General features: G+C 64.9%; 20 protein-coding genes, 1 tRNA gene and 1 other RNA gene. 8 read left to right on the plus strand and 14 right to left on the minus strand.

Features of this window, described 5'->3' with window-relative positions; all coding sequences use genetic code 11:
• Positions 1-139 precede the first annotated feature (139 nt).
• On the plus strand, positions 140-850 hold the full coding sequence (locus LO787_RS11160) for an SIMPL domain-containing protein (protein ID WP_232496298.1): 711 nt from the start codon (positions 140-142) through the stop codon (positions 848-850).
• Between the two features lie 64 nt (positions 851-914).
• Here LO787_RS11160 and LO787_RS11165 read toward each other — a convergent pair whose 3' ends face one another.
• The gene (locus tag LO787_RS11165) at positions 915-1,679 is read right to left on the minus strand and encodes a TorF family putative porin (RefSeq protein ID WP_232495902.1); all 765 of its coding nucleotides are present in this window, start codon (positions 1,677-1,679) and stop codon (positions 915-917) included.
• 243 nt (positions 1,680-1,922) lie between these two features.
• Here LO787_RS11165 and LO787_RS11170 point away from each other — a divergent pair, with 243 nt between their 5' ends.
• A complete protein-coding gene (locus LO787_RS11170) occupies positions 1,923-2,711 on the plus strand; it encodes a metallophosphoesterase (RefSeq protein ID WP_232495903.1) in 789 nt (262 codons plus the stop codon).
• A gap of 9 nt (positions 2,712-2,720) precedes the next feature.
• Here LO787_RS11170 and rnpB read toward each other — a convergent pair.
• The 4 genes from rnpB to LO787_RS11190 form a co-directional block, all read right to left on the minus strand.
• Positions 2,721-3,174: RNase P RNA component class A (gene rnpB / locus LO787_RS11175), an RNA gene on the minus strand.
• A 9-nt stretch (positions 3,175-3,183) separates the two neighbouring features.
• A complete protein-coding gene (locus tag LO787_RS11180) occupies positions 3,184-3,888 on the minus strand; it encodes an N-acetylmuramoyl-L-alanine amidase (protein ID WP_232495904.1) in 705 nt (234 codons plus the stop codon).
• Between the two features lie 20 nt (positions 3,889-3,908).
• A complete protein-coding gene (locus tag LO787_RS11185; RefSeq protein ID WP_232495905.1) occupies positions 3,909-4,550 on the minus strand; it encodes a histidine phosphotransferase family protein in 642 nt (213 codons plus the stop codon).
• Between the two features lie 37 nt (positions 4,551-4,587).
• Positions 4,588-4,992, minus strand: coding sequence for a M67 family metallopeptidase (locus LO787_RS11190; protein ID WP_232495906.1), 405 nt, complete (start codon positions 4,990-4,992; stop codon positions 4,588-4,590).
• A gap of 18 nt (positions 4,993-5,010) precedes the next feature.
• On the opposite strand from LO787_RS11190, the gene LO787_RS11195 reads away from it, so the two are divergent.
• Both LO787_RS11195 and rpoH read left to right on the plus strand, forming a co-directional pair.
• The gene (locus LO787_RS11195; RefSeq protein ID WP_232495907.1) at positions 5,011-5,964 is read left to right on the plus strand and encodes an RluA family pseudouridine synthase; all 954 of its coding nucleotides are present in this window, start codon (positions 5,011-5,013) and stop codon (positions 5,962-5,964) included.
• 90 nt (positions 5,965-6,054) lie between these two features.
• Entirely contained in the window at positions 6,055-6,960 is a 906-nt protein-coding gene (rpoH, locus tag LO787_RS11200; RefSeq protein ID WP_232495908.1) for an RNA polymerase sigma factor RpoH, read from the plus strand.
• Positions 6,961-7,037: 77 nt separating this feature from the next.
• On the opposite strand, the gene LO787_RS11205 is transcribed toward rpoH, so the two are convergent.
• Positions 7,038-7,634 carry a ribosome-inactivating family protein gene (locus tag LO787_RS11205; protein ID WP_232495909.1) on the minus strand — a complete coding sequence of 199 codons (597 nt, stop codon included), beginning with the start codon at positions 7,632-7,634 and terminating at the stop codon, positions 7,038-7,040.
• Positions 7,635-7,702: 68 nt separating this feature from the next.
• Positions 7,703-8,929, minus strand: coding sequence for an MFS transporter (locus LO787_RS11210; RefSeq protein WP_232495910.1), 1,227 nt, complete (start codon positions 8,927-8,929; stop codon positions 7,703-7,705).
• 195 nt (positions 8,930-9,124) lie between these two features.
• Here LO787_RS11210 and mtgA point away from each other — a divergent pair, with 195 nt between their 5' ends.
• Positions 9,125-9,790, plus strand: coding sequence for a monofunctional biosynthetic peptidoglycan transglycosylase (gene mtgA / locus LO787_RS11215; protein WP_232495911.1), 666 nt, complete (start codon positions 9,125-9,127; stop codon positions 9,788-9,790).
• 435 nt (positions 9,791-10,225) lie between these two features.
• Here the strand turns inward: mtgA and LO787_RS11220 are convergent, their stop codons facing one another.
• Positions 10,226-12,769 (minus strand): TonB-dependent receptor, encoded by a 2,544-nt coding sequence (locus tag LO787_RS11220; RefSeq protein ID WP_232495912.1) that lies wholly within the window; start codon positions 12,767-12,769, stop codon positions 10,226-10,228.
• 358 nt (positions 12,770-13,127) lie between these two features.
• Here LO787_RS11220 and LO787_RS11225 point away from each other — a divergent pair, with 358 nt between their 5' ends.
• Complete coding sequence (locus LO787_RS11225) at positions 13,128-14,120, plus strand: cation diffusion facilitator family transporter (RefSeq protein ID WP_232495913.1); 993 nt, start codon at positions 13,128-13,130, stop codon at positions 14,118-14,120.
• Here LO787_RS11225 and LO787_RS11230 read toward each other — a convergent pair.
• The 4 genes from LO787_RS11230 to clpP form a co-directional block, all read right to left on the minus strand.
• Positions 14,117-14,971, minus strand: a complete 855-nt coding sequence (locus LO787_RS11230) for a VOC family protein (protein ID WP_232495914.1) — start codon at positions 14,969-14,971, stop codon at positions 14,117-14,119. The genes LO787_RS11225 and LO787_RS11230 overlap by 4 nt on opposite strands.
• 91 nt (positions 14,972-15,062) lie before the next feature.
• On the minus strand, positions 15,063-15,404 hold the full coding sequence (locus tag LO787_RS11235) for a low molecular weight protein tyrosine phosphatase family protein (protein ID WP_232495915.1): 342 nt from the start codon (positions 15,402-15,404) through the stop codon (positions 15,063-15,065).
• Positions 15,405-15,486: 82 nt separating this feature from the next.
• Positions 15,487-16,749, minus strand: coding sequence for an ATP-dependent Clp protease ATP-binding subunit ClpX (gene clpX / locus LO787_RS11240; RefSeq protein ID WP_232495916.1), 1,263 nt, complete (start codon positions 16,747-16,749; stop codon positions 15,487-15,489).
• A gap of 124 nt (positions 16,750-16,873) precedes the next feature.
• On the minus strand, positions 16,874-17,539 hold the full coding sequence (gene clpP, locus LO787_RS11245; RefSeq protein ID WP_276574181.1) for an ATP-dependent Clp endopeptidase proteolytic subunit ClpP: 666 nt from the start codon (positions 17,537-17,539) through the stop codon (positions 16,874-16,876).
• A gap of 159 nt (positions 17,540-17,698) precedes the next feature.
• Between clpP and LO787_RS11250 the strand changes: the two genes are divergently transcribed.
• Positions 17,699-19,168 carry an amidase gene (locus LO787_RS11250; RefSeq protein WP_232495917.1) on the plus strand — a complete coding sequence of 490 codons (1,470 nt, stop codon included), beginning with the start codon at positions 17,699-17,701 and terminating at the stop codon, positions 19,166-19,168.
• A 143-nt stretch (positions 19,169-19,311) separates the two neighbouring features.
• Entirely contained in the window at positions 19,312-19,956 is a 645-nt protein-coding gene (locus LO787_RS11255) for a hypothetical protein (RefSeq protein WP_232495918.1), read from the plus strand.
• A 108-nt stretch (positions 19,957-20,064) separates the two neighbouring features.
• On the opposite strand, the gene tig is transcribed toward LO787_RS11255, so the two are convergent.
• Positions 20,065-21,642, minus strand: a complete 1,578-nt coding sequence (gene tig / locus LO787_RS11260; protein ID WP_232495919.1) for a trigger factor — start codon at positions 21,640-21,642, stop codon at positions 20,065-20,067.
• A 75-nt stretch (positions 21,643-21,717) separates the two neighbouring features.
• Positions 21,718-21,802, minus strand: a tRNA-Leu gene (locus tag LO787_RS11265).
• Positions 21,803-21,942 lie beyond the last annotated feature (140 nt).

The raw sequence follows: 21,942 nt of genomic DNA on the forward strand, positions 1-21,942 counted from the left end.
GGGAAGCCTTTTTCATTTCGTCGATAAAATACGTCAGTTCATCGCACATACAGCCGTCAGCGATCATCAGTAAGCGACCGTCATGGAGAGTGCGATGGGCGAAGATAGTTCGGGTGAAAGCGCAGGCAAGAGCGGGACGATGCTTGGCAGCGCGACAGGCCGCTGGTTAGCCAGTTCGACAATTCTCGCAATCGGCATCGTCATCGGCGGCTTCGCTCTTGGAGATGGCATCAAGCGGGCACAACGCGCCGACCGCGCGGTTACGGTAAAGGGCCTGGCCGAGCGGAACGTCACTGCGGATCTGGCCACATGGACAATCAGCTATTCCGCCAATGCGCCGGATGTCGCCACCGCTCAGGCCAGCGTCGATCGCGACACTGCGCAGATTCGCGCCTTTTTCCGTGAACTCGGTTTCCCCGCCGAAGCGCTTCAACCCACCGGCGTCAACGTCAACCAGATGAAGGACAATGGCATCGTCAGCTTCACGGTGCGCCAGCGGGTAAGCCTTCGCACTACCGACATCAAGCGCGCCGAGAATGCGGTGCGCCGCCAGTTCGACCTCGTCCGCCGCGGCGTGATCCTCGAAGAAGGTTCGGGGATGGCCTATGCCTTCACCAAGCTCAACGACATCAAGCCGCAGATGGTCGCCACCGCGACGCAGGATGCCCGCGCCGCCGCCGAGCAGTTCGCCAAGGACAGCGGAGCGGAAGTCGGCGCCATCAAGAGCGCTGCACAGGGATACTTCTCGATCGAATCGCGCGACGGCGATTCGGGCGGTGGATGGGGGCAGTCCGACACGCCTTACAAGAAGGTCCGGGTCGTCACGACGATCGATTTCTACCTCAAATGAGAAAACCCGTCCGGGTCACTCCGGACGGGCCGCCTCCTGCGATTTTCTCGTAATTGTGTATCGATCAGAACGATGCGGTCAGCGTCGCAACCACCGTGTCGTCGGTGTAGCTGTCAACGCTCGGGCCAGTGACGCCGATATAGGAAACGCTGAGCGACAGCGGGCCGAACAGCGACGCCGAGGCACCGATCGACCAGTCGAGGCCAGTCTTGTCCGCGTTGCAGTAGTAGCACGGCGCCAGCACGCCATCGGTGTAGCCGAGGTGTCCCGAGACGGTCAGCGGCGTGTTCGGCACTCCGATGTCGACGTTGCTGTAGAGATAGAGGTTGTCGTCCTTCTTGGTGCCGGCGAAGTTCGGCAGTGACTTCTGGTCCCACGCATAAGTGGCGCCGACCTTGAGCTTGGCCGGACCGACCTGCCCGGACACCGAGGCATAGGGCTCAAAGAACTCGGCATGGCCGACGTGGCCGTTCGGATAGGCGTAGTAGAGCAGGCCACCATCGAAGGTCAGGCCGGGCGTGACTTCGCCGGTCCAGCCGCCGAACAGGTCGAGTTCAGTGTGACCGTAGGTCGAACCGAGGTCGATCGAGGATCCCCAGGTGCCCACGTAGAACCCGCTGGCGTGCGAAACAGTGATGCCGCCCTGGATCGCAATGTCGCCCGCCGACTGAGAAACGCCGCGGAAACGATAGTCGGTGGTGACAGCGGCGCTGCCGGTGGCGGTGAATTCCTTGGGCGCCTCAGCGTCCTGCGCAAGTGCCGGCGCGGCGGAAAGCGCAGTGCCCGCAAGGAGAGTGGCGGCGATTACGCCGCGGACGGACAAGAGCATGGTTTTTCCCTCACAAATTATTGTCTTTGCTGCTTGTCCCACCTGCGTCAGTCGCATGAGGTCTCGTCCCGGACCCCGATTGCGGCAACACAATATTGCTGCACCGCACCCAGAGTTCGCACAAGAAAAATTTCAGAACAGCAATATTAGAGAAATGATATGTGGATTTTATGCCACGCATACCGCTGAGATATGCAACGGGTTGTGCAGGACGCAGCGCCGGTTTATACCGCAATGCAATAAATGCTGAGCACCATACGCAAGCTTCTGGGCCGGGCCGAACCTCGGCGAGCCCCCTCGACCCCCTCCGGTGAACGGGTGTATGCCGTGGGCGATATCCATGGCCGGGCCGATCTCTTCGAGGATCTGATCCACACTATCGAGAAGGACGACGCCGAGCGCGGCCGTGCGCATACGACGGTCGTTTTGCTGGGCGACCTTATCGATCGCGGCCACGACAGCGCCGCCGTCGTTGCGCGGGCACGTGAGTGGGGTTTGCAGCGCGAGGTGGAGTTCATCCAGGGCAACCACGAGGAAATGCTCCTCGTCGCGCGCAACGATAAGGATGCGCTGCGCGGCTTCCTCAAGTTCGGCGGGCTGGAGACGATCCAGTCCTACGGCGTCGACAAGGAAGCCTTGCTTGCCGCCGAACCGGAAGAGATGCAGCGCCTGATGAACGAGGTCATCCCACAGGACGACTTCGACTTCCTAGACAGCTTCAAGAAGATGGTCCGCATCGGTGACTACGTGTTCGTCCATGCTGGCGTGCGCCCGGAAACGCCGCTGGAGCACCAGCTCGGCCGCGATTGCCGCTGGATTCGCGAGCCGTTCCTTAGCCATCGCGGGGATTTCGGCGCGTTCGTGGTGCATGGCCATACGATCACGCAGGAGCCGGACGTGTGCGACAACCGCATCGGCATCGACACCGGGGCGTTCCTGCACGGTACGCTCACCGCGATCGGCCTCCAGGGCACCGACCGGTGGTTCCTGACCGCCAGCGACGCGGAAAAATCCTGCAGGGAAGCCGCTTAAGTTCCTTAACGCGTCGGGGAGCCTGTAAGCCGGGTTCTGTGCCTGGCGTGGTCTCCCCCCAAGTTGCCTTGTGCGAGGGACCTTACGCCGCGGCGGCAGCCATTCCTCTAGGCGATGCATCGCTGCATCGCTCAAGCGACCAACCCGGGCTGCCTGGGTCCGAAACGAACCCGCCGATCCCTCGCTTTCGCGACGCCGGCGCGCAGCCCCTATTCGGTCTTGCTCCGAGTGGGGTTTACCATGCCGCTTACCGTTACCGGCAGCGCGGTGCGCTCTTACCGCACCCTTTCACCCTTACCGGCCTCTTGCGAGGCTTAGGCGGTTTGCTCTCTGTGGCACTTTCCCTGAGCTTCCCCGGGCCTGAAAACCCGACTCGCCCGGCGGGCGTTACCCGCCACCCTTGTTTCGTGGAGCCCGGACTTTCCTCGCGGTCTTGCGACCCCGCGGCTGCCCGGCTCCCCGACGCGGGCGGTCACCTAGCACGACCGATGTCGCGCTCCAACAGGAGTTCGAACAGGATTCCGCCGATTTCCCCGTCGATCTCGCCGTCGATGTACTCGGGACGCCAGCGGCGCTGAAATGCACCTACTGCAGCCCTACCGTCCGTTATGTCGTACCCGAAACGCTCCAGCGCGAGATAGAAGGCGCCCGGGTTGTCGTAGAACAGGTTCATCTTCGCCTTGGGGATCTCCAGGGCGAGACCGAGTTCGCCGAGGCGGTTCCAGTCGAAGTATTCGCCCGGATCCTGCTTGCGGGCAGGCGCGATGTCGGAGTGCGCCACGACGTTGGCCCGGGGGATGTCATGCCGGTCCATGATGTCGGCGAGCAGCGGCAGCAGCGCGTCCATCTGCGGCTCCGGGAACGGGCGGTAGCCCCATTCGTGGCCGGGATTGACCAGTTCGATGCCGACGCTGACCGAATTGATGTCCGTCTCGCCGCGCCAGTAGGAGCGTCCGGCATGCCAGGCCCGCTTGTCCTCGGGGACCAGCAAGGTGACAATGCCCTCCTCGTCGATCATGTAGTGCGCGGAGACCTCGGCCTCCGGATCGCACATGCGCTCCAGCGCCTCGTCGGCGGACTTCATGCCGGTGTAGTGCAGCACGACCATGCTGACCGGCAGCTTGCGCTCGTTCCAGTTGGGAGAGGCGACGGTGCGATTGACGAGCCAGCGGTTCATCGTGTCGCGCGCCCCTTTCCTCAAACCCTCGGCAGCATCGCGCCGAGGACGAGAGCGTCCTCCGCCAGCACGTACTGCAACTGGCCCTTCAGTTCGACCGCCAGCTGGTGCAGCATCGCGGCGGGCGCGGTGCGGCTCGACAGTTCGCCTTCGGGCAAGGTGCCTTCCAGCGCCGAGCCGACCGAACGGTCGAAGGCAATGCGCGGGCCCGCGGCGCGGACGACGAGCTCGCTGTGGTTATCGCGGTATTCCGCCGCGATCTCCAGCGTACCGCCGCGCGGCAGCGCTTCCAGCCCGATCAGCGCAAAGTTCAGCAGCGTCTTGATCGCTGCCTTGGGCAGCGAATCGCTCGGCAGCGCCCAGGCGAGCGTCACGCGCGGGTTGTTGGCGACGAGCGCATCGACGAGCACCTTGGCCTCGCTCACCGCCACCATCTCGCCGAAGCCGCCCGCCGCGCCGAAGGCAAGACGGAAGAATCGCAGCTTGTCGGTCGAAATCCGGGCGCTCTGATCGAGCAGCTCGAAGCAGCGCTGGCGCATCTCCGGGTCTTTTTCGTCCGCCAGCAGTTCGAGGCCGTTCGTCAGCGCACCGACGGGGCTCAGCATGTCGTGGCAAAGGCGCGAACACAGGAGGCTGGCAAGTTCGATCGAACTCGTGGTCATGGGCTTGAGCTGCTCTTTCGTACTTCTCTGACCCTGCCTATTCGACGACGCGGAACGGCTGGGCGGCAAATCCATTGGCGTTATCGCGCCAGAAAGCAACCTCGCTCTCGGAGATGATCGCCCAGATGCGCGAATCCCCGGTGGAATGTTCCTGATCCGTGGCAGACGGTACGGAAATCCCCGCAGGATGAGAGTGATAGTAGCCCAGCACCCGCGCCCCTCCCTGACGTTCGGCCTTGTGCGCCGCCAGCAGCGCCACGGGATCGATCTCGAAGTGAATGCGCCGGTCCTGCGCGACATTGACCGCCGCCTGTGCCAGTTCGATCCGCTCGAAAGCGCCGCTTTTGCTGCCCAGCAACAGCCCGCAGCATTCCTCCGGAGCGGCACGGCGCGCTTCCCGCTCCAATGTGGCGAGAACACCTCTTGTCACTTCGACGATCATCCCCAAATCCTACCTACAATGGGGGTCGTTACAAACATCATCGAAGGCGAAGTCGCGAACGGCGGCCGGATCGACAAGGCGCTCGCCGAAGTCAGCGGTCTTTCGCGCGAACGCATCAAGGCGCTCATGGGCGAAGGGCGCATCTCGCTGGCAGGCAAGCCGGTCGCGCAGGCCTCGCTCAAGGTGGAGCCCGGCACCCGCTTCGCCATCGACGTGCCTGAAGCCGCGCCTGCCGAAGCGGTGGCGCAGGATATCCCGCTCGTCGTCGTCTACGAAGACGACCATCTCATCATCGTCGACAAGCCTGCGGGCCTCGTCGTCCATCCGGCGGCGGGCAACCTCGACGGGACGCTGGTGAACGCGCTGCTTCACCACTGCCGGGGCCAGCTCTCGGGCATTGGCGGTGTCGCCCGCCCGGGCATCGTCCATCGCATCGACAAGGATACGTCGGGCCTGCTGGTCGTCGCCAAGACCGACAAGGCGCACGAGGGACTGGCCGTCCAGTTCGCCGATCACTCGATCGAGCGCGCCTACCACGCGGTCGTCGGCGGCCGCCCGGTGCCGGTGGCCGGAACCGTACGCGGCGCGATCGCGCGCTCGGTGCATGATCGCAAGAAGATGGCACTGGTCGAGGCCAGAGACGAAGGGCGCCGCGGCAAGCACGCCATCACCCATTTTCGCACGCTGGAGGCGCTGCGCGGCGCCACGCTGGTGGAGTGCCGCCTGGAAACCGGGCGCACGCATCAGGTTCGCGTTCACATGGCGTCAATCGGTCATGCGCTATTAGGAGATCCTGTCTATGGGCGAACCCCTTCTCCGCTGCGCCCGAGTCTCCAGCGACTCGGTTTTTCCCGCCAAGCCTTGCACGCCGCGGAACTTGGGTTCGTTCACCCCGTTTCAAAGGAAAGGGTCCATTTCGCGAGCCCGCTGCCCGACGACATGCGGACACTGATCGACGAACTGCGACACTGAAATCGCAAATCCATGCTAACGTATAAGGGTGGTCACAAGCTAAGACGCCTATGAAGGGTTTTAGACCGTGTACCGACCTAGAAAGGACGGATGATCGTGAGCAATAATCGAAACCTGCCGAGTGTCCCGGCCCTGGGTGGTGAGCAGAGCCTCAACCGCTACCTGTCGGAGATCCGCAAGTTCCCGATCTTGGCTCCTGAGCAGGAATACATGCTCGCCAAGCGCTATTCGGAACATCAGGATCCGGCGGCAGCCGCCCAGCTGGTGACCAGCCACCTGCGCCTCGTCTCCAAGATCGCCATGGGCTACCGCGGCTACGGCCTGCCGGTGTCCGAACTGATCTCCGAAGGCAACATCGGCCTGATGCAGGGCGTCAAGAAGTTCGAGCCCGAAAGGGGCTTCCGCCTTGCCACTTACGCGATGTGGTGGATCAAGGCCTCGATCCAGGAATACATCCTGCGGTCGTGGAGCCTCGTGAAGATGGGCACCACCGCTGCGCAGAAGAAGCTGTTCTTCAACCTGCGCCGCATGAAGAAGAACCTCGACGCCTACGAGGACACCGACCTGCACCCCGACGATGTCGCGAAGATCGCGACCACGCTGGGCGTCTCGCAGACCGAGGTCGTCAACATGAACCGGCGCATGATGATGGGCGGCGATGCCTCGCTGAACGTCTCTCTGCGCGAGGAAGGCGAAGGCCAGTGGATGGACATCCTCGCGGATGAACGCCCGCTGCAGGACGAAACCGTCGCGGACGCCGAGGAAGCCTCGGTTCGCCACGACATGCTGGTCGAAGCCATGGGTTCGCTCAACGAGCGCGAGCGCGACATCCTGACGGAGCGCCGCCTCACCGACGATCCCAAGACGCTGGAAGAACTGAGCCAGGTCTATTCGGTCAGCCGCGAGCGCGTGCGCCAGATCGAGGTTCGCGCCTTTGAGAAGCTGCAGAAGGCCATGAACCGCATCGCCGGCGAAAAGCGCCTGCTGCCGGCCTGATCTTCGTCAGGCTGCAAGCTAAGCAAACAGCGGCCGGGGGACTTATCCTCCGGCCGCTTTGCTTTGCGCCGCCGAGGCTAGACGATCTTGGGCACGAAGATGCCCTTGTCGGGCCAGTTGATCCGCTCGGACCATGTTCCCCAGCTGTTGAGCGGCTTGTCGCTGCCCGCGTAGTCGTTGACGTACAGCGACTTCGCCGGATCCTTGAGCAGGTTCGATACGTCTCGCTGGATGGTCCAGAACCGCAGCGCCTCCGAAACGACGAAGATCAGGCGGATCAGATCCTGCTTCTCGCCCAGCATGAAATCGGAACCCTTCGCGCCGGGTCGATGGAACGAGAGCTTGCGCACCGCCACCTCAAGCAGCCCCGCGCTCAGTTCGATCCGCTCAAGGTGCATGCACAGGTCGTTGTAGTTGCCCCCGAACTCCAGCGTCCTGGCGCCGGGCACCTCCGGGAAACCAGCGTCGGGGATGCGCCACGGACCCGCACCACAATCGATGGCGATGACATAGAGCGTCTGGTGATCGATGAAGAGGGTCACCGCATTGCCGTATTCGGTCCGCAGCACCACTTCCGACAGTTGCGGCTTGCGGTCGAGCACGATGACCTTGCGGAGCATGCACAAGTCCGGATCGTATTGACGCGCGGTCAGCAGCACGTCGAGCTTCGCCATGTCTCTCCCTCTCTTCTGCCGGGCAGGAGAGACCACAAGCCTTGAGTTCAAACAAGTTACGGTGGCTGTTAGGCTCCGCGCGGATGCAACCGCAGCAGCGGCACCCAGAACAGCGCCGCCACCGCTACGCCTGCAAAAGTCCAGAACATGCCGGTGTAACTGCCGGTGAGGTCGTAGATCAGGCCGTAGAGTGGCGGCGTCGCCAGCATCGCCAGCAGGATCGCGCCTGACAGGAGGCCCATGGCGCGCCCTACTCCCCGCTGCCCGAAGATGCGCGGGGCGAGGTAGCTCTCGGCCGGGACCATCAGCCCGCCGAACAGGCCCGTGATCGCGACGCCCAGCGCGATCACGGCATAGCCCGACTGCGCCTGCGTCAGGCAGGCCATGCCTGCTGCGAAGCCGCCGAGGCCGCAGAACATCAGGATGCGCGGGCCCACCTTGTCGGCAAGCGCGGCGAAGCTCAGCTTGGCGGTGAAGCCGCAGGCCGCGTAGATCGAGATCAGCGGCGCCGCCTGCGCCGCCGTCACCCCGGTGTCGATCGCCAGCGGGGCGAGGTTCGTAATCATCCCCTTCATGCCCGCCGTGACGATCGAGACAGTGACGGCGATCATCCAGAACGTCGGGTCGCTCAGAATCTCGCGCGCGGAGATCGGCTTCCTTGCGAGTTCCGCCTGCGCCTGCTGTGGAGGCTCTTCCGCGCCGTCGGGGTTGAGGCCCCGGTCGGAGGGGCGATCGATCACCAGCATGGCCATCGGGATCGTCCAGATGAACAGCACCACCGCCAGAGCCCGCAGCGCCATGCGCCAGTCGAAGGCGGCGAACAGGCCCGAGACGATCAGCGGGAACACGAAGCCCCCCGCCGAAATCCCGGCGATGGCGATGCCGACCGCCCTGCCCCGTTTCTGCGCGAACCAGCGAGAGAGCAGCACCGTGATCGCCACTGGTCCCGTCAGCACGTTGGCGGGCGCGATCAGCACGCCGAAGATCACCAGCACTTGCGTGAACGAGGTCGCCAGCGAGATCGCCACGTAACCCAGCCCCAGGCATACCCCGCCCGTCACCATCAGCCGCCGCAGCGGAAAGCGGTCCATCAGCGTCCCGAGCAGCGGCGCCAGGATCGCACTCATGCCCGACATCACCGTCATCGCCAGCATCAGCACGGTGCGGCTGGGCTTGAACTCCTGCGCCAGCGGCACCGCGACGATGGAGTAGGTCGCCGCGACCATCCCCGTCGCCGCCAGCAGCATGAAGCCGACCGCCACCTGCCTCCACCCCACGCCGAACGATGCCGCCATGCGCCTGCTCTCCCGTCTCTCGTTATGGCGAAGGTATCGGAGAGATCGGTCGCAACTGCAAATGAAACGTCGATATGGCGAATACACTCATCGGTGGAGCGTCGCGCCGCGCCGCTTCAAGGACGCTGGCGCAGCCCCTGCGATCTGGACTAGAGAGGACGTTCTTCTGTCACTTCTCCCGGGCATCTCTCCTCCATGCGTCTCATCGCCAAGATCATCCTCTGGTTCATCGCGATCAGCGTCGGCATGACGGTGCTCTACCGTTTCGTGCCGCCGCCGGTGACGGTGACGATGCTGGTGGACGGCAATGGTATCACCAAAGACTGGGTGCCGCTGAGCCGCATCGATCCCAACATGGTCGCCGCCGTGGTCGCAGCCGAGGACGGCAAGTTCTGCACCCACAACGGCTTCGACACCGACGCGATCGAGAAGGCGATGGAGCGTAACGCCAAGGGCGGGCGCATCCGGGGCGGCTCCACGATCAGCCAGCAGACCGCCAAGAACGTGTTCCTCTGGCAGGGGGACGGCTGGACGCGTTACGCGCGCAAGGGTTTCGAAGTCTGGTTCACCTTCCTGATCGAGAACCTGTGGGACAAGCGCCGCATCATGGAGGTCTACCTCAACGTCGCCGAGACCGGCATCGGCACTTACGGCGTCGAAGCCGGTGCGCAGCGCTATTTCGGCAAGTCCGCCGCACACCTTTCCGCCGCCGAGGCCGGCCGCATGGCCGCCGCCCTGCCCAGCCCCAAGACCCGCTCGGTCAAGAACCCGGCGGGCTTCACCCGCCGCTATGGCAACACCATCGCCGCACGCATCGGCACCGTGAAGCGCGGTGGCTACGACAGCTGCGTCTACGAGTAAGCCCCTGCCCCAAGGCCCCCGCCGCCCCATAAGGCGACAGAGGTTTACACGGTTTACACGGTCCAGAGAGGAAACCGGCCTTCCCGGACCGGAGAGTGTCGCCTTGTGGCCAGGATGTGTCGCCTTGCGGTGTGAACCTGTCGCCTTGGGTGTCGCCTTGTGCGGGTGGAGTGTCGCCTTGCGCGCATGACCATCGCCCGGCCGCCTGCCCCCGAAGGGCATGGATTCCGGAACCAGAGCGATCGACGCATCCGGCCCGAGGGGCTGCAGGGGAAAGGCTTGGTAAGCGGCATCCATTCGCGAGAGGGTACTCCAGCGCGACGCCTGTAGGAAAACGCAGAACGCGCCGTCGCCGCTCCCGTCCCGCACAAACGAAAAGGGGAGGAACCTTGCGGTCCCTCCCCTTCCCTGTTTCCGTTACCGGATCGGTGGCGATCAGAAGCCGAAGCTGACCGAACCGATGAAGGTGCGCGGCGAACCGATCTGCGCGAACGGCACCGAGGTCTGCGACGTGCCAGCGCCATCGAAGCCGCCGACATAGAGCTTGTCGAAGACGTTCAGGACGTTGAGCTGCAGGAAAGTACGTTCGCCGAGGCCGGCGAATTCGAGGCTGACCTTGGCGTCGAGGTCCACCAACGTGTAGGCCGGGGTCTTGCGACCGTAGACCTGCGTCGTGCCGCTCATGATCGGCAGGTTGACGTCGTTGACGTAACGCGGACCGGTGCGCTTGATCTGCGCGCCCAGCGAGACCGGACCGATGTTGCCGTCGGCGCGGGCACCCAGCGTGTAGACCGGGGCACCGGCTTCGCGCTTGCCCTTGGTCGGGGCGAACACGCCGTTGCCGGTTTCAACGTCTTCCTTGATCTCCGACTTCAGGTACGAACCGAAGAGGTAGAGGCTGAACTCGGGGATCGGGCGGACGGCGAAGCTGCCGTCGATGCCGTACTTGTCCACGCGGCCGAGGTTACGGTAGATCGTGACGTTGAGGTCACGGTCATACGACGAGGCCAGACGGTTGTGATAGATCGTGTACCAGCCGGTCAGCATCGCCTGGATGATGCCCGAGCTGTAGCGGACGCCGAGGTCGAAGTTGTCGGTGGTTTCCACGCCCGGGGTCGCCTGCGCCGAGTCGGCGGGGAACCAGAACGACTGGTAGAGGTTGTCGGTGCCCGGGGGCTGCAGGCCCTTCGAGTAGTTGAAGTTCAGGCTCGCCTCGTCGGTGAAGTCATAGACGAAACCGGCGTTCGGCAGCACCTTGTTGTAATTGAAGATGCGCTGCTGCGGCAGCTTGTAGGTCGGGTTCGCAGCGGCGTAGACGGCCTGGTCCGCGGTGTTCGTGGTGAAGCAGTCGACGAAGCCCGAAGCGCTGGTGGCCAGACAGTTGTTGGTCAGGTTGCGCTTGAAGAACGGTGCGCGCACGCCGATGTTGATGTGCAGCTTGTCGTTCAGGTGGTCGCCCGAGTACTCGCCCGAGACCTGGTGCAGGATCGCGTAGGACAGGCGGTCACGCTTCTGCAGGACATTGCCCGCAGCGTCGGTCAGCTTGCTGTCCGAGAACACGTCGGTCGCGAAACCGTTCGGCTTCAGCAGGCTGACTTCGCCGGTCTGGCGGTGACGGCCACGATCGTACGAGTAGGCGATACGAACGCGGTTGGATTCGTCGAAGTCGTAACGCAGCGAGGCGATGAGGCCCAGGCGCCAGGTTTCGGTGTTGCTCGGAGCAAGCACGCGGACCTGGTCGAGCGTGTCGCCGTCACCGTTGAGGTCGACGCCGCCGAAGTAGGGCGCGCCGCCGATGTAGCCCGAGACCTGCTGCGCAGCCGTGATCGCGGAGCGCGTGGCGTTGGCGGTCTGGGTGTAGAAGCCCTCGCGAGCGACGACGGTGCCGCCGCCGTTGGCGCGGGTGTACTGGATGCTCGGGTCGACGGTCAGCGTCAGCTTGTCCGTGAGTGTGAACTTCGAGTTGATGCGGATGTTGCCCGTGTTCGACGGGTTGAAACGGTACTCGTAGAGCGAACCGCAGCTGCTGGCCGCATCGGCACGACCGTTGACACCGGCTGCGGTCGGGCAGTTGGCGGCGTCGTAGGCGCCGACGTCGTAGTTGTCGCGCTCAGCCTTGGTGAACGGGAAGCGGCCGATGGCCGAGTCGCTGTTGACCGGACGGCTGGCGTCGTTGCGCAGCGGCACCGAACCACCGAAGTTGTTGCGATTGCGGTTCCAGTGGCCGGCGATCGAGATGAAGTCGCCGTTGTCGCCGATCGGCTGGTAGATCTTGGCGTTCAGCTGCATCTTGTCGACCTGGCCGATCTTGCCGAAGACGACGTCGTTGGTGGCCTTCGACGCTGCGAAGAACGCCTTGGTGCCCGACGAGTTCAGGACGCCGGTGTCGATCTCGCCGAACATGCGCATGAAGTTGAAGTCACCGGCCGAACCCAGGAAGCGGACGCCGAATTCGTCGCGCGGGTTGCGGGTGCGGTAGTTGACGGTCGAACCGGTGGCAGCGGCGGTCGGCGAGTCGACGTCGGTCGAGCCGAGGTTGACGTTGACCTGCTCGATCAGCTCGGGGTCGAGCTGCTGGTTCGAATAGAGCGCGTAGCCGCCCGTGTCGTTCAGCGGGATACCGTCGAAGGTCTGCGAGATGCGACCATCGTCGAAGCCGCGGATGGTCAGCGTACCGCCCGACGAACCGAACGGGTCGTTGTTCTGGAAGCTGACGCCCGGAACGAGATTGATGATGTCGTTGATCGACTGGCCGGGAGCCTGCGTGGAGATGATCTCCTGCGTCAGGACCTGCTTGGCCTTGGTCGTCGGCGGCAGCTGAACGCCGGCAACGCCGCGCTCGACCTGACCGGTGACGACGATCTCGCCTTCTTCGAAGTCGAGCGAACCAGTGGACTGCGCGAACGCAGGCACCGCGATGAACGCGGCGCCAACGGCGATGGTGCTGGTCGCCGTCGAGAGGAGGGAGGTGAATTTCATGCTATGCCCCTGAGCTTGTCAGACTGGAGTGGTCACAATGTGCGACGAACTGTTGCCCGGCCGCATTTGCTGCGGCTGCTAAGAGCAGCGCAATATGACAACTTTCTGACGTTTGGGATTCAAATACGTGCGCCGCCACGAAATTTTGTGACACTACGGTCACATATCGACATCATTCGCTATAAAACACATATTTTCCAATGCGTTGTGAAACATTGCGCATACTGCACTGCGGCATAAATGTCACGGGAAAGGGAAACCCGTGAGGGGTCAAGCGACCGCCTTATCGGTTCATTTTCAGTGTGATGTTACGTCATGCCTTGATGCGACGGACATTGCCGTGCCACTCCTCCGACTCATGGGCGCAGGGCATCAGCATCACCACGGACACCAGCATGGGCACGGGCACGGGCACCATCATGGCCACGGGCATTCCCATGGCCATCATCACGGCCATGCCCATGCGCACCCGACGTCCGGCAATGTCGGGCGCGCGTTCGCGATCGCGGTTTCGCTCAATCTGATCTTCGTCGTCGCGGAAGTGGCGGCGGGGTTCATCAGCGGCTCGATGGCGCTGCTGGCGGATGCCGGGCACAACCTGTCCGACGTGCTGTCGCTGATGCTGGCATGGGCGGCGGCGGTGCTTTCGGCCCGTCCGCCTTCGGAGCGCTTCACTTACGGGCTCAAGAGTTCCTCGATCCTCGCCGCCATCGCCAACGCGGCGCTGCTGTGGGTGGCGATCGGCGCGATCCTGGTGGAGACGATCCGCCGCATGGCCGAACCCGAGCCGGTGGGCGGCACGACGATGATGATCGTTGCGGGGCTGGGCATCGCCGTGAACGGCCTTTCCGCCCTGCTCTTCGCCAAGGGCTCCAAGTCCGACCTCAACCTGCGCGGGGCCTTCGTTCACCTGATGGCGGATGCGCTGGTGTCCGTGGGCGTGGTGATCGCGGGCCTCGTCATCACCTGGACCGGGTGGGCGCTGGTGGACCCCATCACCTCGCTCGTCATCACGGCGGTGATCGGCTGGTCGAGCTGGGGGCTGCTGCGGGATTCGCTGCGCATGGGGATGCTCGGCGTGCCCGAGGGGATCGACGGCGCCAAGGTGCGCGCCTTCCTGGCGGCGCGCCCCGGCGTGGTGCGCGTCCATGACCTCCACATCTGGCCGATGAGCACGACCGAAACCGCCCTGACCGCACACCTCGTCATGCCGGGCGGGCAGCCCGGCGACGCCTTCCTCTGCGCGCTGGCCGACGATCTCGCGCACGAATTCGGCATCGGCCATCCGACCATCCAGATCGAGACCGACCCCACCAGCCCCTGTGCGCTGGAGAGCGAGGGCGTCGTCTAACTCACGAACTCGTGCCGGGCGCCCATGAAGTCGTCCGGATCGATGGCGAACCCGGGCGAGACGCAGCCCTCCCCCGTCAGGCGCAGCTTGAGCTTCTCCGCGAAGTGCGCCCGCGCCCTGCCCTCGTCGGCGATCCGCCAGACGAGCGCATAGATGCCGTTCTGCGTGCGCGACAGGAACGCCCCGAGTGGGCCGGAGGTGGTGTCATCCGGCTGCACGAAAGCGACACGCGTGTCGCCGACGCGCAGCAGCACGCGTCGTCCCGGTTGCGGCAGGTTGGTGCGCGCATCCTCCAGCACCTCGCCATCGACGAGTTGCGTGAAGAAGCGCAGCGCCGTCTCGATGTCGGCGGTGACGCAGGCGATGTGGTCGAGGCCGGTGACGGTGCAGTGGTGCCCTGCCCCGACCTTCGGATCCCAGTTGCCGCGCTCCCACGGATCGTTGGGCATCGGCAGTTCGCAGACTTCCAGCAGCACGCCGCCGGTCGACTCCGGCTTCACGAAGAAGAACACCCCGTAGTCGCTGGCGACCGTGCATCCGGCCTCGCGAAAGGCGGCGCTGGCCGCCTTGCCGTCGGCGACCTTGATCTCGAACGAGTGGAACGCCTGCCCGATCCTCGCCGCCTGCCGGGCGAAGGGTTTGGTCAGGTCTTCAGGATGGCGCGCCGCCATCGGCTCGACCATGTGGTCGGTGACGTAGAGCAGCGCCGCGTCGCGATCCTCGGCCGGGAAGTAGTTCTCGGCGAAGACCAGCCCGCCCAGCACATCCTGATAGAGCGCCCGCGCCGCGTGGATATCGGTGACGGCGTGGATGGTGTGGATCACCCGCGAAACCGGAATGCGCGCGGCCATGGCTCTCTCCCCTGCGTTATCGGGGCAGAGTGTGATGCCGCGCCGGGCCTGCCAAGCCGGGGAACCCACGTCCCGGCGATATCGGATGCGCTCAGGCCGTCTCCGGCAGCGTCGGAAGATAGCGTGCCATCCGCTTTTCCAGCAGTCGGATCAGTTCGGGATCCATGAATACATAGTCGTCGGGAATATCGAGGCAGATCACCCGTTGCCCGTTGAGCCACCGGCGGAAGTGGCGTTGCAGCTTGGCGCGGTGCTGCTTCTCCATGACGACGATGACGTCCGCCCAGGCCACCAGTTCGCCGGTCAGGGGTTCCTCGGCATCGGCCTTGGTTCCCGCCGATGCCACCTCGATATCGCCGCGTCGCGAGAAGACCTGCTCGGCGGTCGGGCTGCGCAGGCGGTTCTGGCTGCATATGAAGAGGAACCGCTTCACGCCGCCTGCCCCTTCACGACAAAAGGCCCGGTCGGCGAACCGACCGGGCCTTTCGATGATTGCGATCCGAAGCGCGCAGCCGTCAGGCAGCAGCCTCGGTCTTGTCGCCCTTGAGGACGCGGACAGGTTCCTTGCGGCCGTCCACCACGTCCTTGTCGACGACGACTTCGGCGATGTCGCGCTCGGTCGGCAGGTCGAACATGGTGTCGAGCAGCAGCCCTTCCACGATCGAGCGCAGGCCGCGTGCGCCGGTCTTGCGGTCGATCGCCTTCTGGGCGATCGCCTCGAGAGCCTCGTCGGTGAACGTGAGTTCCACGTCCTCCAGCTCGAACAGGCGGGCGTACTGCTTGATCAGCGCGTTCTTCGGCTCCTTGAGGATCTTGACCAGCGCCTCGATGTCGAGGTCGTTGAGGGTCGCGATCACCGGCAGGCGGCCGACGAATTCGGGGATCAGGCCGAACTTGAGCAGATCCTCGGGCTCCGCCTTCTGGAGCAGTTCGCCCACGCGGCGCTTGTCCGGGTCGGCGACATGCGCGCCGAAGCCGATCGAGCGCTTCTGCAGGCGGTCCGCGATGATCTTTTCGAGACCGGCGAAGGCGCCGCCGCAGATGAACAGGATGTTGGTCGTATCCACCTGCAGGAATTCCTGCTGCGGATGCTTGCGACCACCCTGCGGCGGAACCGAGGCGGTCGTGCCTTCCATCAGCTTGAGCAGCGCCTGCTGGACACCCTCACCGGAAACGTCGCGCGTGATCGACGGGTTCTCGGCCTTGCGGCTGATCTTGTCGATCTCGTCGATGTAGACGATGCCCTGCTGCGCCTTCTCGACGTTGTAGTCGGACGCCTGCAGCAGCTTGAGGATGATGTTCTCCACGTCCTCGCCCACGTAGCCCGCTTCGGTCAGCGTGGTGGCGTCGGCCATGGTGAACGGCACGTCGAAGGTCTTGGCGAGCGTCTGCGCGAGCAGCGTCTTGCCCGAGCCGGTCGGCCCGACGAGCAGGATGTTCGATTTCGACAGCTCGACGTCGCCCTGCTTGCCGCTGTGCTTGAGGCGCTTGTAGTGGTTGTGGACAGCCACCGACAGGACGCGCTTCGCACGTTCCTGGCCGATCACGTAGTCGTTCAGCGTCTCGCAGATTTCGCGCGGCGAGACGACTTCGCCGTCCTTGCGCCCGGCGATTCCGGCCTTCGTCTCTTCACGAATGATGTCGTTGCAAAGCTCGACGCATTCGTCGCAGATGAACACCGTTGGGCCCGCGATCAGCTTGCGCACTTCGTGCTGCGACTTGCCGCAGAAGCTGCAGTAAAGGGTGCTTTTCGCGTCAGATCCGCTCAATTTCGTCATTTTCCGTCTTTAGCCTCCTAGCGAGGCGACTCGCCGACTCTTACTCCGGGGGAAGCCGGTTTTGCAATCCTAGCGCCATAATGCTTGCGATAGGTTGAAGACCGGCTTCCCTCGGACAGAGTGATTATCCTTCCGCCTTGTCGGCGTCGGGCCGGGTTTCGAACACCTTGTCCACGAGGCCGAACGCCAGTGCTTCGTCGGCTTCGAGGAAGGTATCGCGGTCCATCGCCTTCTCGATCTCGTCGAGCGACTTTCCGGTGTACTTCACGTAGAGATCGTTCAGGCGGCGGCGCATCCGCAGGATTTCGCGCGCCTGGATCTCGATGTCGCTGGCCATGCCCTGCGCGCCGCCCGAGGGCTGGTGAACCATGATGCGCGCATTCGGCAGCGCGATGCGCATGCCCGGCTCACCGGCGGCGAGCAGGAAGCTGCCCATCGAGGCAGCCTGGCCGATGCACACGGTCGACACGCGCGGCTTGATGTACTGCATGGTGTCGTGGATCGCCATGCCGGCCGTCACCACGCCGCCCGGCGAGTTGATGTACATCGAGATGTCCTTGGTCGGGTTTTCCGACTCGAGGAACAGCAACTGCGCCACGATCAGCGAGGCCATGTGGTCCTCCACCTGGCCGGTGATGAACACGATGCGCTCGCGCAGGAGGCGCGAATAAATGTCGAACGAACGCTCGCCGCGGCTGGTCTGCTCGACGACCATCGGCACGAGTGCGCCCGTCACGGGATCGGTGGTGAACTTTCCTTGGGCGCCCGAAGCGCCAAACAGGTCGAGCATGGGAGTCCTCTTCTGATTTGCCCCGCCTATGTCGCGTGGCAATGCGCGATGTTCAAGGGGGTTAACCTAACGGACGGGGGAGAAGGCGGCGGGAATGGACTGGCGCACGGCATTGGCTTGCACCATCCTCGTGCGGTCCAGCCCAACCGGGAGCAATCCTTGTACCGACCCTCTGCGTATCACGGTGCCCTTATCGCCCTCTGCGCCTTCGCCGCCTCTCCGACATTCGCGCAGGAAACCCCCACCGCCTACCTCGAACGGATAGAGGCGATCGACGATAGCGGTCCGGCGATCCACGCGGTCGTCGCCGTTGCGCCTCAGGATGCGCCAGCCGCGAAGGGCAAGGCGAGAGGACCGCTCGCGGGCCGCGCGGTGCTGGTCAAGGACAACATCGAGACGCGCGACATGCCGACCACTGCGGGCAGCCTCGCGCTGAAGGACAATGCCACCGGCCGCGACGCCCCGCTGGTGGCCAAGCTGCGCAGTGCGGGCGCGGTGATCCTGGGCAAGACCAACCTCTCCGAATGGGCGAACTTCCGGGGCGAGCACTCGTCGAGCGGGTGGAGCGCCATCGGCGGGCAGACGAAGAACCCCCATGCGCTCGACCGCAGCCCCTGCGGCTCGTCCTCGGGCAGCGGCGCTGCGGTGGCGGCGGGGATGGCATGGGCGGCGATCGGCACCGAGACCGACGGTTCGATCACCTGCCCGGCCTCGGTGATGGGCATCGTCGGGTTCAAGCCGACCGTCGGCCTCGTCAGCCGCACGCATATCGTGCCGATCAGCGCGAGCCAGGACACCGCCGGACCGATGAGCACCAGCGTCGCCGATGCCGCGCTGATCCTGAACGCCATCGCGGGCTCTGACCCCGCCGACCCGGCGACGGCAGAGGCCAACCGGCACAAGCCCGATTTCACGGTGGGGCTCGGCAAGGTTGGCCTCAAGGCGGTGCGCGTCGGCGTGCTGCGCCGTCAGGTCGGCGACATGCCCGCCCTCACCACGCTGTTCGACACTGCGCTCACCGACATGAAGCGCGCCGGGGCGCAGGTGGTCGAGATCGACTACAAGCCTGACGAGCGGCTCGGAGAGGCCGAGTTCACCGTCCTGCTGCACGAGTTCCGCGAAGGCGTGAACGCCTATCTCGCCGGGACGCCCGCCGCCATCCCCGCGCGCGACCTTGCCGGGCTGATCGCCTTCAACAAGGCCCATGCCGCAGAGGAACTGCGCTGGTACGGGCAGGAAACCTTCGAGCAGGCGCTCGCCGCCACCGACCCCGCCGTCTACGCCAAGGCCCGCGCCGATGCGCAGCGGCTCGCGGGTGCCGAGGGGATCGACGCGCTATTGAGGAAGTACGACGTCGACGTCCTCGTCGCGCCGACCACCAGCCCGGCATGGCCGATCGACCCGGTGCTGGGCGACCACTTCGTCGATGCCGGTGCCGGGACGCTGGCGGCGGTGACGGGCTATCCGCACCTCTCGGTGCCGATGGGCGCGGTCGAGGGATTGCCGGTGGGCATTTCATTCATGGCCGGGAAATGGGACGACGCCAAAGTGCTGCGCATCGGCGCCGCCTACGAACGGTCGCGCAGCGCGAAGCTGGCCGCTCCCGCCCTGCGAAACTGGGCGCAATAGGCCGAAAACGGGACGACCGGGACGCGCGCCGCGACGATAGTGACTGGCGGGCGTCCCACTATTCGGCCATCGTGCCGCCTTCCAGCCTCGCAGGAGCCCCTGTGTACCGATCGACGTTGCTAGCCTTCAGTGCAATCGTTTCTATGGCTCCGGCCGCCGCGAGGGCAGACACCCCGCGCGAACTGCTCACCACCGCCGCATTCCAGACGTCGACCAAGCCGCGCGCGCTTGAACTCGTCGCGCAGGCGATCACCGCGTCGGAGCGGATTCTCGCGGCGCGTCCCAATGACCGGGAAGCGACCCTGCAACGCGCCATCGCCATCGGCTATCGCGGCAAGCTGACGCGCAGCCGCTCGGACGTGCGCGCATCGCTGGGTGTGTTCGAGAAGCTGGCGGCGCAAAACCCGCGCGATCCCGAGGCGCAGATGGTGATTGCCGGATGGCACCTCGGCGCGGTGGACGAACTCGGCGGCTTCATCGCGCGCACCGCACTCGGCGCCAAGACGGCTGCGGGTGAAGCGGCGCTGGCAAAGGCGGTGTCGCTCGGCGGCGACCGGTCGTTCTATCCCGGCCTCGCCGCGCTGCTCCAGATCCGCAACGATCCCAAGGACATCGCCCTCGCCCGCCGCTGGGCGGAAGCCGCGTCCGGCGGGCAGGCGGCGACCCCGCTCGACGCCCTGATGAAGCGCGCCGCGCAGGCGGTGCTCCCGGCCCTGCGCGCGGGTGATGGGAAGAAGGCGGCGGAACTGGCGCGCAAGCTGGTGCCGTTCGGGAAGATCGACGACTGAACTCGTCGTCGTCCCGGATCAAGTCCGGGACGACGGGAACACGAAAAAGGCCCGGTGCATCGCTGCACCGGGCCTTTTTCTTTAAGCGGTCACACCGCGAGGGAGGGATCAGTCCTCCTTCGCAGCAGCCTTCTTCTTGGCCGGAGCCTTCTTGGCGGGCTTGGCTTCGTCGGCGGCAGGAGCCTCCTCAGCGTCGGCCTTCTTGGCCGCGGCCTTCTTGGCGGGAGCCTTCTTCGGCTTTTCCTCGGCAGCGGCTTCAGCGGCAGGCGCTTCTTCCGAAGCCTCTTCCTTCTTGGCGGCAGCCTTCTTGGCCGGGGTCTTCTTGGCGGGAGCCTTCTTCGCCTCTGCCGGCTTCTCGCCGTCGGCGTCGGCCTCGATCGCGGCCTGCAGTTCCTCGCGGGTCACGTCGCGCTCGGTGACTTCGGCCTTCTCGATGAGGAAGTCGACGACCTTGTCCTCATAGAGCGGGGCGCGCAGCTGGGCGGCCATCATGGGGTCCTGGCGGACGTATTCCATGAAGCGCTGGCGGTCTTCCGGGCGGTACTGCGAAGCGGCCTGCGAGACCAGCATCGACATTTCCTGCGCGGTCACTTCAACGCCGTTGGCCTGGCCGATTTCCGACAGGAGCAGGCCCAGACGCACGCGGCGCTCGGCGATCTTGCGGTAGTCGTCCTTCTCGGCCTCGATCTCTTCGAGAGCGGCGACCGGGTCTTCCTCGTTCTGCGCTTCCTGGGTCAGCTGCTGCCAGATCTGCGAGAATTCGGCCTCGACCATGGTCGGCGGCACGTCGAAGTCATGACCCGCGGCAAGCTGGTCGAGCAGCGAGCGCTTCATGGCGGTGCGGGTCAGGCCGGCAGTTTCCTGCTCCAGCTGGCCGCGCAGCAGGCCGGTGAGCTGCTCAAGGCTCTCGAGGCCCAGTTCCTTCGCGAAGTCGTCGTCGAGCTTCGATTCGGCGGGTGCCTTCACTTCGTGGACGACGATGTCGAAGGTGGTTTCCTTGCCGGCGAGGTTCTCGGCCGGGTAGTCCTCGGGGAAGGTCACGGTGATGGTGCGCTCGTCACCGGCCTTGGCGCCGCCGAGCTGCTCTTCGAAGCCGGGGATGAAGCGGCCCGAGCCGATCACCAGCGGGGCCTTCTCGGCCTTGCCGCCGTCGAACTCGACGCCGTCGAGCTTGCCGGTGAAGTCGATGATGAGCTGGTCGCCGTCGGCGGCCGCGCCGTCCTTGGTCTCGAAGCGCTGCTGCTGCTTCGCGATGTTCTCGACCGCCTCGGTCACGGCTTCGTCCGAAACCGGCACGTTCAGCTTTTCGAGCTTCAGGCCTTCGAGCGAGGGCGCTTCGATCTGCGGCAGCACTTCGAGGCTGACGGTCAGTTCGGCGTCCTTGCCTTCCTCGTAGCCTTCGCCGAGCGAGACGTCGGGGTTCATCGCCGGACGCAGCGCCTTGTCGGCGACCAGCTTGTCCATGGCTTCACGGATCGAGGTGTTCAGCGCTTCCTGGTGGATCGCCGGGCCGTGCAGCTTCTTGACGAGGTTCGCGGGAACCTTGCCGGCGCGGAAGCCGGGCATCTTCACCTGCGGGGCGATCTTCTTGACCTCACCCTCGATCTTCGAGGTGATGGCGGCGGCGGGGATGGTGACCGTGTAGGCGCGCTTCAGGCCTTCGTTGGTCGTTTCGACGATCTGCATTTCGATGCCTTCCTGTGCAATCCAATTGGCCCGGAGGCCCGTATTACGCGGCATTCCCTCGCACAGGCGGCGGATTGGTGCGGGCGAAGGGACTCGAACCCCCACATCTTTCGATACTGGTACCTAAAACCAGCGCGTCTACCAATTCCGCCACGCCCGCATGAGTGTAGCCCGAAACTCAAGGGACGGGCGCTTATAGCGTCGCGCGAAAAAGGGCAAGTGGGACGAGTCGGGGCCGCGAAATTGCAGGGCTTGCGTATCGGTCGGACGGTGCCCAAGTTGGACGGTGGAGCGGGGCGA

Origin of the sequence: Novosphingobium kaempferiae (assembly GCF_021227995.1) — a bacterium.
In the GTDB taxonomy this organism is placed as follows: Bacteria; Pseudomonadota; Alphaproteobacteria; order Sphingomonadales; family Sphingomonadaceae; genus Novosphingobium; species Novosphingobium kaempferiae.